General features: G+C 31.4%; 10 protein-coding genes. 9 read left to right on the plus strand and 1 reads right to left on the minus strand.

Features of this window, described 5'->3' with window-relative positions; translation table 11 throughout:
* The first annotated feature begins 1 nt into the window (after position 1).
* From speB to HA145_RS09425, 8 genes are all read left to right on the plus strand, one after another.
* Entirely contained in the window at positions 2-883 is an 882-nt protein-coding gene (gene speB, locus HA145_RS09390) for an agmatinase (protein ID WP_209128871.1), read from the plus strand.
* Between the two features lie 50 nt (positions 884-933).
* Positions 934-2,046: a glycine cleavage system aminomethyltransferase GcvT gene (gene gcvT / locus HA145_RS09395; protein ID WP_209128872.1), complete on the plus strand. Its 1,113-nt coding sequence runs from the start codon at positions 934-936 to the stop codon at positions 2,044-2,046.
* A 55-nt stretch (positions 2,047-2,101) separates the two neighbouring features.
* Complete coding sequence (gene aspS, locus HA145_RS09400) at positions 2,102-3,898, plus strand: aspartate--tRNA ligase (protein WP_209128873.1); 1,797 nt, start codon at positions 2,102-2,104, stop codon at positions 3,896-3,898.
* Positions 3,899-3,973: 75 nt separating this feature from the next.
* The gene (locus HA145_RS09405) at positions 3,974-5,584 is read left to right on the plus strand and encodes a CTP synthase (RefSeq protein WP_209128874.1); all 1,611 of its coding nucleotides are present in this window, start codon (positions 3,974-3,976) and stop codon (positions 5,582-5,584) included.
* Between the two features lie 24 nt (positions 5,585-5,608).
* Positions 5,609-6,280, plus strand: coding sequence for a 7-carboxy-7-deazaguanine synthase QueE (locus HA145_RS09410; protein ID WP_209128875.1), 672 nt, complete (start codon positions 5,609-5,611; stop codon positions 6,278-6,280).
* Positions 6,281-6,286: 6 nt separating this feature from the next.
* Complete coding sequence (queC, locus tag HA145_RS09415; RefSeq protein WP_209128876.1) at positions 6,287-6,961, plus strand: 7-cyano-7-deazaguanine synthase QueC; 675 nt, start codon at positions 6,287-6,289, stop codon at positions 6,959-6,961.
* Positions 6,958-8,274 (plus strand): anthranilate synthase component I family protein, encoded by a 1,317-nt coding sequence (locus tag HA145_RS09420; protein WP_209128877.1) that lies wholly within the window; start codon positions 6,958-6,960, stop codon positions 8,272-8,274. Before queC ends, HA145_RS09420 begins: the two co-directional genes overlap by 4 nt.
* Positions 8,271-9,098: an aminotransferase class IV gene (locus tag HA145_RS09425; RefSeq protein ID WP_209128878.1), complete on the plus strand. Its 828-nt coding sequence runs from the start codon at positions 8,271-8,273 to the stop codon at positions 9,096-9,098. The genes HA145_RS09420 and HA145_RS09425 overlap by 4 nt, the downstream gene beginning before the upstream one ends.
* Here HA145_RS09425 and cobA read toward each other — a convergent pair.
* The gene (gene cobA / locus HA145_RS09430) at positions 9,071-9,874 is read right to left on the minus strand and encodes a uroporphyrinogen-III C-methyltransferase (protein ID WP_209128901.1); all 804 of its coding nucleotides are present in this window, start codon (positions 9,872-9,874) and stop codon (positions 9,071-9,073) included. The two genes, HA145_RS09425 and cobA, sit on opposite strands and share 28 nt — an antisense overlap.
* Positions 9,875-9,931: 57 nt before the next feature.
* On the opposite strand from cobA, the gene HA145_RS09435 reads away from it, so the two are divergent.
* Positions 9,932-11,188 (plus strand): MFS transporter, encoded by a 1,257-nt coding sequence (locus HA145_RS09435; protein WP_209128879.1) that lies wholly within the window; start codon positions 9,932-9,934, stop codon positions 11,186-11,188.
* The last annotated feature ends 9 nt before the right edge of the window (positions 11,189-11,197 follow it).

An 11,197-nucleotide genomic window follows, 5' to 3' on the forward strand; every position in this document is an offset into this window, starting at 1 on the left:
GATGACAAAAAATTTATTTGATAACGAAAATGCAATTTATATGGGAGCAAAAAGAAGTCCTGAGAATTGCTCAATTGGTATATTTGGAGTTAATTATGACGGGACATGTTCGTTTAAACCAGGAGCAAGATTTGGTCCAGAAGCAATAAGACAGGTCAGTTCTTGTTTAGAAACATATTGTCCAAAAATAAAAAAAGACTTAGAGGATATTATGTATGTTGATTTTGGATCAATACTAATTGATAAAAATGACTCAAAGTCTGTTATTGAATCAGTTAAATCAGCAACAAATTATTTAATTAGTAAACGCCTTAGTCCTATTATGCTTGGAGGCGAACACTCTATTACAAGAGGTGCTATTGAAGCATTGGTAAAAAAATATCCAGATTTGATATTGGTTCAACTTGATGCTCATGCAGATTTAAGAGAATCATATATAGGGAATAAACATAGTCATGCTTGTACTATGAAAAGATGCTTAGAAGTGCTACCTGAAAAAAAAATTTTGCAAGTAGGAATTAGAAGTGGAACTAAAGAAGAATTTGAAATTATGGATAACAACAACCAATTAGTAAACTTTTGTCCAGGCGGAAATGCACATGAGTTAAAACAAGCTCTTCTACCATACGCTAAGTCTCCAATCTATTTAACAATAGATTTAGATTGGTTTGATCCCAGTTTATTAGCAGGTACGGGCACTCCAGAACCTGGAGGATTTTTTTGGAATGATTTTGAAGAAATACTGAAAACTTTAAAAGACCTTAGAATTGTGGCTTCAGATATTGTGGAATTATCTCCAGAAATTGATAAAAGCGGAGTAAGTAGCATAGTTGCAGCCAAAATACTTAGAAGCTTAATTTTGTCATTAGAAAATATGCAATAACAAATTTCTAAACTACAGTGTAAAAATACTAAATACAAACTAAATATTTCATGGATTTGCTAAAAAGTCCTCTTTATTCAAAATATGTTGAATCCAATGCAAAATTAGTGGATTTTGCAGGTTGGGAAATGCCCATATCATTTTCAGGATTAATTAAAGAGCATGAATCAGTTAGATCTTCAGCAGGATTATTTGATATTTCTCACATGGGTGTGATTTCTATCAAGGGAATCAATCCAAAGGATTATATTCAAAAACTTTTTCCTACTAATTTGTACTCCTTTTCTGAAGGTCAGGGACTTTATACAGTAATGCTGAATGATAAAGGCGGAATAATAGATGACTTAATAATTTATGACCTTGGTATACAAGACAATGACATATCAGAATTATTGTTAATAGTTAATGCAAGTAGATATGAAGAAGATGTTCAGTGGATAAAAAATAGTTTAAATATTTCTGAGATTTCGATAACAAACTTCAAAAAAGACAAAGTACTTTTAGCACTACAGGGAAAAAACTCATTCGATTTATTTGAAAAATGGATTGAATCTTCGATCTCACATATCCCTAACTTTGGATGCGAATATAAAATTTTTGAACATATTTCGCCTAAAGAAAAAATTTTCTTTTCGAAGACAGGCTATACGGGGGAAAATGGTCTAGAAATACTTTTATCTAAAAAAGCTGCAATTAATTTATGGGATTTCTCAATTTCCAAAAATGTTCCCCCTTGTGGTTTAGGAGCTAGAGATACTCTTAGACTTGAAGCAGGCATGCATCTTTATGGTCAAGACATAAATGAAAAAACTTCTCCATATGAAGCAGGGTTAGGCTGGCTAGTACATCTAGAGAATAATCACGAATTCTTTGGAAGAAGATTTCTTGAAGAACAGTCAAGATTAGGTATTCAAAAAAAGTTAGTTGGTCTCTCTATAGAAGGTAAAGCAATAGGAAGAAAAGGTTGCGCAGTTCTTAAAGGTGAAGAAAATATCGGTACTATTACAAGCGGCAGCTGGTCTCCAACTAAACAACAAGCTATAGCTTTTGCATACATCAATACTTCGCATGCCTTAATAAATAATGATGTTCAAATATTAATAAGAGGCAAAAAATTCAAAGGGATAATAACAAAGAGAGCATTTTATAAAAAAAATTATTAACTAAATTTACCCTTAAAGAATTATTATAAGTTATTGATAAATAAATCAAACTTAGATGAGAAACAAAATTTGCAAAGAACTCAATAATACAGATATTGGTAAATTAGTTAATTTGTGCGGATGGGTAGATAGAAGAAGAGATCATGGTGGTGTAATATTTATTGATTTAAGAGACCATAGTGGATTTCTACAAATAACAATTAACCCCGATGATGGTGCAGATCTATTTAAACAGGCAGAAACTCTAAGAAATGAAACAGTAATAATGGTTAGCGGAATTATTAATGAAAGGCCCAAAGATTCCATAAATACAAATTTAAGTACTGGAGAGCTAGAGCTTAAGGTTAAAGATTTACAAGTTCTCAACCAAATTAAAAACAACTTACCTTTTCCAGTGTCTATTCATGATTATGAAAATACAAAAGAGGAACTCAGATTAAAATATAGATACCTTGATTTAAGAAGGGGAAAATTACTAGAAAATTTAAAAACAAGACATAAGATTATTAAAGTTGCTAGAGAATTTCTTGATAATTTTGGATTTACAGAAGTAGAGACCCCATTACTTACAAAGTCAACTCCTGAAGGCGCTCGCGATTTTCTTGTTCCTGCACGTCTTTCAAATGGAGAATTTTTTGCTTTACCTCAATCCCCACAACTATTTAAACAACTTCTAATGGTTGGAGGCTTAGATAAGTATTATCAAATCGCAAAATGTTTCCGTGATGAAGACTTAAGAGCAGATAGACAGCCAGAGTTTACTCAATTAGATATTGAGATGAGCTTTATTAGTGAAGAAGAAATAATTTCTTTTAATGAAAGTCTCATAAAAAAAATATGGAAAGAAGTGTTAAATATTAATTTTAATAATGCTTTTCCAAGAATGTCATGGCAGGAAGCAATGGATAATTACGGAACTGATAGACCAGATACTAGATATCAAATGTTATTAAAAGATTTAGGAGGAGTATTAGGTGATATTGGATTTAATATTTTCACCAAGGCAATTAAGTCTGGAGGTTATATAAAATCCATAACAGTCAAAGGAGGTAATTCAAGTATTAGCAATGTAAGAATTAAACCAGGAGGTGACATCTTCCAAGTAGCTCAAGATGCAGGAGCTGGTGGTTTGGCCTTTATAAGGGTCAAAGGAGATGAGCTTGAGACTATTGGGGCAATTAAAAATAATTTAAGTGAAGATCATATTACTGATATTTTAAAAATCACAGAAGCAAAAGATGGAGACTTAATCCTCTTAGGAGCTGGAGATAAACAAATTGTCAATCAGTCATTAGATAGGGTAAGACAATATATCGCAAAAGACCTAAATCTTGTTGATAAAAGTAAATGGAATTTCTTATGGGTAACTGACTTCCCGATGTTTGAGAGAAATGAAGATGAGAATAGATATGAAGCTTTACATCATCCTTTTTGTTCTCCAAAAAATATAAAATCTAAAGATTCTGAAACCTTGAAAAAAGAAATTGAGAGCTCTACAGCAAATGCTTATGACTTAGTTCTCAATGGATTGGAGTTAGGTGGTGGTTCTTTACGTATTCATGAAGCCAACTTACAAAGAGAGGTTCTGAAAACGGTTGGACTTACTGATAAAGAGATTGATGAAAAATTTGGATTTTTAATAGAAGCCTTAGAAATGGGTGCTCCTCCTCATGGTGGAATAGCGTTTGGATTGGATCGTATTACCATGCTGATCATTGGTGCAGATTCAATAAGAGAAACCATTGCTTTTCCAAAAAATCAACAAGCAAAATGTCTTCTCACAAATGCACCTTCAAATGTCTCTGAATTACAATTAAAAGAATTAGATATTGAAATAACAATTGATGAATAAGAATATATATGGATGTTCTAAAACTTTTTTGTTTAAATAAAATATAAGGAGGCTGTGCTTAATTAAAAATATTTAATGTCAAAATTTGTCTTTGTCACCGGAGGAGTAGTTTCTAGCATTGGTAAAGGAATTGTAGCTGCAAGCCTAGGAAGATTATTAAAGTCTAGAGGATATAGTGTTTCAATATTAAAACTAGATCCATATCTAAATGTTGATCCAGGAACAATGAGCCCTTTCCAACATGGAGAAGTATTTGTAACCGAAGATGGGGCTGAAACCGATCTAGATTTAGGTCACTATGAAAGATTTACTGATACTGCAATGACTAGGTTAAATAGTGTGACTACGGGATCTATCTATCAAGCAGTTATCAATAAAGAAAGAAGAGGTAGTTATGATGGTGGAACTGTGCAAGTAATACCTCACATAACGGGAGAAATAAGAGAAAGAATTCATAGAGTAGCCGCCAACAGTAATGCAGATATTATAATTACTGAAATTGGTGGAACAGTTGGTGATATTGAATCTCTACCTTTTTTAGAGGCAATAAGAGAATTCAAAAATGATGTCAATAGTAACGATGTTGCATACATACACGTAACATTACTTCCTTACATCAAAACCTCTGGCGAAATAAAAACTAAACCAACACAACATTCAGTCAAAGAATTAAGATCAATTGGAATTCAGCCAGATTTACTTGTATGCCGAAGTGATAAATCGATCAATGAAGCTCTTAAAAAGAAGCTTAGTGGTTTTTGCGGTGTCAATATCAACTCTGTAATTGAAGCTTTAGACGCAGACAGTATTTATTCTGTACCTCTTTCGTTAAAAAAAGAAGGTTTATGCAAAGAAACCCTGAAATATTTAGACCTTGAAGATAAAAAATGTGATTTGAAAAATTGGGAGCAACTTATACACAACCTAAGAAATCCTGGAGCTCCAATCAAGGTTGCTTTAGTAGGTAAGTACATTGAACTTGGAGATGCATATTTATCCGTTGTTGAAGCTTTAAGACATGCATGCATTGAACAAAAGGCTTTATTAGATTTACATTGGGTAAGTGCTGAAATGATAGAAAAAAATTCAGCAGAAACTTACTTAAATAAAGTTGATGCAATTGTGGTACCTGGGGGATTTGGCAATAGAGGAGTCAATGGAAAAATTTCGGCTATAAAATTCGCAAGAGAAAATAAAATTCCCTTTTTAGGTTTGTGCCTTGGTATGCAATGTGCAGTTATAGAATGGGCTAGGAATGTAGCTAATCTCCCAGATGCATCTAGTTCAGAACTAGACCCAAACACTCCCAATCCAGTGATACATTTATTACCAGAACAGCAAGATGTAGTTGATTTAGGTGGGACAATGAGACTTGGAGTTTATCCATGTAGATTGACAAAAAATACAACTGGAAAAAACTTATATGATGAGGATGTTATTTATGAGAGACATCGACATAGATACGAATTTAATAATTACTACAAACAAAGTTTTTTAGATTCTGGATACAAAATTAGTGGTACATCACCAGATGGCAGATTAGTTGAGTTAATTGAGTTAGAAAATCACCCATACTTCTTAGCATGTCAATATCATCCCGAGTTTTTATCACGACCTGGCAAACCTCATCCTTTGTTTAAAGGTTTAATAAAAGCCTCTCAAGATAATTTAAATCAATCAAATTAATATTCTTTATTTTTTTGAATGAAAATGACAAATTTTTTACCCTTAGTCGAACAATTTCATTCATTACAAGGTGAAGGTTATCACGCTGGAAAAAGTGCTTTTTTTGTACGATTAGCAGGATGTAAAGTTGGATGTTCGTGGTGCGATACCAAAAATTCATGGGACGAGAAAAAATACCCTTCTATATCAATTGAAAAAATAATAGATCGCATAAAAATTGCCAGAAAAAAAGGAGCATCTTTTTGCGTTATTACAGGTGGAGAACCTTTACAACATAACTTGGATAATTTTTGCAAAGCCATAAAAAAAATGACCATGGAAGAAGAACAAAAGCCAATGAAGATTCATATTGAGACAAGTGGAGTTAATTCGATATCAGGAAGCTATGACTGGATTACTTTATCTCCTAAAAGACACTCACCTCCAAAAAATTATTTTTTAAAAAAATGTAATGAAATCAAAATAATCATTAATGAAATAGAAGATATTGAATTTGCTATTCAAATAAAAAAAGAAACTTTAAAACAATATCAACTCTCTAAAAGCGAAGATGGCTTAAAAAAAGAAGATAAAATTTTTTATTTACAGCCAGCATGGAACAATGCGAATGGTTTTTCTCTTGCCATTGATTTCGTAAAAAATAACCCAGATTGGAAATTGAGCCTTCAAACTCACAAATACTTAAAAATTAATTGAAATCATATGAATCTTAAAAATAAATCGATAGTAGTTTTATTATCTGGAGGTTTAGATTCTTCTACAGTTACTGGTATCGCAAAAAAATCCGAAGCTAAAATTTTTGGCCTCTCATTTGACTATGGTCAACGTCATAAAAAAGAATTAAATTCTGCATCAATAATTGCAAAACACTTTGATATCGAAGAATTTAAAATCATTAAGCTTGACTTATCTTTATGGGGAGGCTCGTCATTAACTGATACTCAAAAAAGTATTCCGATAGAAGGAGTACAAAATAATAAAATTCCTAATACTTATGTCCCTGGGAGAAATACTATATTTATTTCCGTTGCACTAAGTTATGCCGAAGCAATAGATGCTGATTTTATAGGATTAGGAGTTAATGCACTAGATTATTCTGGTTATCCAGATTGCAGACCTGACTACATTAAAAAATTTCAAGAATTAGCAGATTTAGCCAATAAAAGAGGAAGAGAAAATAATCCAATAAAACTTTGGACACCACTATTAGATTTAAATAAAGAGGAAATTATTAAATTAGCTTTTAATAGTCATGTCCCTTTAGATAAAACATGGAGTTGTTATTCGGGCAACTCAAAACCATGCGGTAAGTGTGATAGCTGCAGAATTAGAAATGCCGCTTATGAAAAATGGCTAAATAACAATAATAAAAAATGAAAATAAAAAAAATAATTCTAGAGAAATGGATGGATCCAGCACTGATTACCCATCATCTAACAAAAAAATTCGGAAATAAAGGATTAGCTTGGCTAGACAGTGATGGCAAAGAAAATGGGGAATGGTCAATAATAGGAATTAAACCTAAAAAAATAATACAATCAAGAGATATCAATAACTTAGACAGAACTAATAATCCATTTAACAATTTAAAAAATATTGAAAAAGGATTTTGGATCGGATGGTTAAGTTATGAAGCTGGAGTTTACATAGAACCCAAAAACCCATGGCGAAAATCTAATATGGCAACTTTATGGATAGCATCATATGATCCAATCATTAAATGTAATCTAATAAAAAAAGAAATAATTATCGAAGGCACAAACTCATCTGAACTGATGAATTATAAAAACATAATCAACAATATAAAAAATATTGAAGAAGAAAATATTGTTAAAACAAATTTGACTTTTGATTTTTCAAAAATAAATTTGGACGAAATGGCTGAAAAATTTCAGAAAAATATTTTAAAATTGAAAAAATTTATTTCCTTAGGAGATATATTTCAAGCAAACCTAACAACTAAATGCGAAATTGAATCTTCCAAAAACTATAATCCTCTAGATATATATTTAAAAATAAGAAGGAAATTAAGAGCTCCCTTTGGAGGAATAATAATAAATAACGATAATTATAAAGAGGCTGTATTATCTACTTCACCAGAAAGATTTATAAAAATAGATAATAAAAATTTTGTAGAATCACGACCTATTAAAGGAACTAGATCCAGAGATAAAGATTTAACTCAAGACGCACTTAATGCTATCGATTTAATAACTAACGAAAAAGATAGAGCCGAAAATATTATGATTGTTGACCTAATAAGAAATGATTTAAGTAAAGTTTGCGAAACAGGAAGTATTATGGTGCCAGAAATATTAAAACTTGAAAGTTTCTTAAAAGTTCATCATCTAACTTCAGTAATAAGAGGCAAATTAAAAAAAGACAAGAACTGGATTGATTTACTAAAAGCTTGTTGGCCTGGTGGGTCTATAACTGGAGCACCTAAATTAAGATCATGCCAGAGACTTTTTGAATTAGAAGAATGTGAACGCGGACCATACTGTGGCTCATTTTTGAAGCTTGACTGGAATGGAGAGTTTGACAGCAATATACTAATAAGATCATTTTTAATTAAAGACAAAAAAATCAATATATATGCTGGTTGCGGAATAGTGATTGACTCAAACCCTGAAGAGGAAACTGATGAACTAAAGTGGAAACTTTTACCTTTGATTGATTCACTAAAATGACTGAAACATTAGGCTGGCACAAGGATCAATGGTTGGATATTGATAGAATATTTATTGCTGCTAATAATAGAGGATTAAAATTTGCTGATGGTATATTTGAAACAATTTTGATTAAAAAAAACAAACCTATCCTTTTTGATGAACATCTGAAACGATTAGAAAAAAGTAGCAAGATTTTAAATATTAATCTCAAAATAAATAAATTAACTTTGAGACAACTTATTGATGATGGAATTAAAAAGTTATCGCTTAAAAATGATCAATTTGCGTCAGTCAGAATAAACTATAGTCGAGGAGCTAATGAAGGTCGAAAACTAACAATTGATAGCACTTCAGAGACAAAAGATTTGGATAATTTATGGCTTGAGTTCTATAGAATAAAACCAAATTTTAATCCGATAAGCGTTTGCATTAGTCAAAGGGAAAAAATAAATGAATTCAGTCTTATAAGTAAATGCAAAACATTTTCATATAATCAGGCAATACAAGTTTTGACAGAAGCTAATGAAAAATCATTTGATGATTCTATCCTTTTGAATACATCAGGAGAACTTTGTTGTGGAAGTACATTTAATCTTCTAATTAAAAGAAATAATCAATGGATAACTCCTAGAAAAGAGAGCGGCTGTTTAGAAGGGATTATGGTTTCTAAAGCTTTAAAATTGAAAATTGTAAAAGAAGAATTAATTCCTCCAGAATTTCAAAATAATGACATAATAGTTGCAATAAATAGCTTATCTTGCAGACAAATTAATCAAGTTAATGATTTAATACTTAAACCTAAATTCGATCCAATTTACTTTTGGGATTTATTATATAGTTGAACTTTATTAATATCTGGTAAATAGACATCAGATACTTTAGTTATATTGTTATTAACCTTAAATTCAACAATTTTTCCAATAATGATAATTGATGGAGCTAAAAATTCTTTATCTTTGATTTTACCTGGAAGATTCTCTAATTTCTCTATCAAACATTTTTGATTTTTTAAAGTAGCTTCTTGAATAACAGCGCATTTAGTACTCCTATCTAAACCACCTAGAATTAATTCTTCCACAATAAATTCAATATTTTTTATACCCATAAAAATTACTAAGCTATCTGATGATTTAGCTAAATCTCTCCAATTCACTGTCTTTTTTTCCTTATCTACACGCTCATGTCCAGTGACAAAAGTTACGGAACTCGCAGCATCTCTATGGGTTAGTGGAATACCAAAATATGTGGGGGCAGCTATCCCAGAAGTAATACCAGGAACGATTTCAACTGAAATTCCATTTTTTTCTAAAATCGATACCTCTTCACCACCTCTAGAAAAAACGAATGGATCTCCCCCTTTAAGCCTTACAACATTTTTGCCTTCTTTTGCTAATTTCAAAATAAGATCATTAGTTTCTGCCTGAGGTACAGAACACTTCCCAGCTCTTTTTCCTACATGGAAAATTTCTGTATTTTTTCCTGCCTCTTTTGTTATTTCATCCGGGATTAAAGCATCATGAACTAATGCATCACAATTTTTTATTAGGCGCAAAGCTTTAAGAGTCAAAAGCTCAGGGTCACCTGGACCTGCTCCAACTAAATAAACAATGCCAGGCACAATATTCTCCATTAACAAGTATGGTAGTAAAAGTTAATCGCAATGAAGGTAAATATTGTGAAAGAAAGTTTATTAAAACCAAATAAAAAATTTACTCTCCTTAGTGCATTTATCACCCTTCTAAATGATCGTTTAAGTGAAAGTATACTGTTACCCATATTACCCTCTTTTGTTTTACTTTTTGACTCTAAAGCAAGTACATATGGTTTATTGTCATGCACTTACCAACTTGCACAATTTACAGCTTCTCCTTTTATAGGACTTATGAGTGATAGATATGGAAGAAGACCTGTCACTCTTTTTTGTATTACAGGCTCAATAATTGGAATATCCATATTATCTTTTACTGTTCTTTTTAATTGGTCAAATTCAATAGCCACTATCCCATTATTCTTATTATTCTTAGCAAGACTAATTGACGGCTTAAGTGGAGGAACTGCAGCCACTGCAACAACTATTCTTGCAGATGTTTCAAGTCCTGAAAAAAGAGCAAAAACATTTGGTCTTATTGGTGTAGCTTTTGGTTTAAGTTTTTTCTTAGGTAATATTTTCGTTGTAATATTTGCAAAAAATACAAATAATAACTTTATTATCCCAGTTTTAATAGCATCAATTATTCCAATAATAAATTTTCTTCTAGTTTTCTTTTACTTGCCAGAAACAAAACCTAAGAGTGACACTAATAAACCAAAAACTATTGTTAAAAACCCTTTGAAAGAACTTTTTACAGTTTTCAAAGAAGAAAAAATTAAAAAGTTATCATTAGCTTTTTTTATTTACTTTATTGCTTTTACTGGATTGACAAATATCCTTATATTTTTCCTTCAAGAATCTTTAAACTGGACGACCAAAGCATCAAGTGGAACTCTTGTTGTAGTAGGAATCATTGCAATTATCGTTCAGGGAGGTCTAATTGGGCCTTTGGTAAAGCAATTTGGCGAAATGAGATTAACACTTATCGGATCAGGCTTCATTCTTGTGGCATGTTCTCTTTTAATAACTGCTCCAAAAGAAAATGCGACAATTAATATTTATTCAGCTGTTTCATTTTTAGCCGTTGGGGCAGGGTTAATTACGCCTACCTTAAGAGCACTAATATCAAAGAAATTAGACGTTGATAAACAAGGATCAATTTTAAGTAATCTTCAAGGTCTACAGAGTCTTGGAGGAGTTTTAGGAATTGCAATGGCAGGAAGGGTTTATGATAGTTTTGGTCCTAAATCACCTTTTATAGCTGGTTCCATTATCTTACTTTTCATGATATACCTTATTGCAGAGGGTAAAAGTAAGAATTCTTTTAACAATCAAAAATAAAAAGTTTTT

The sequence above is a fragment of the Prochlorococcus marinus XMU1411 genome (assembly GCF_017696075.1).
GTDB lineage: Bacteria > Cyanobacteriota > Cyanobacteriia > PCC-6307 > Cyanobiaceae > Prochlorococcus_A > Prochlorococcus_A marinus_V.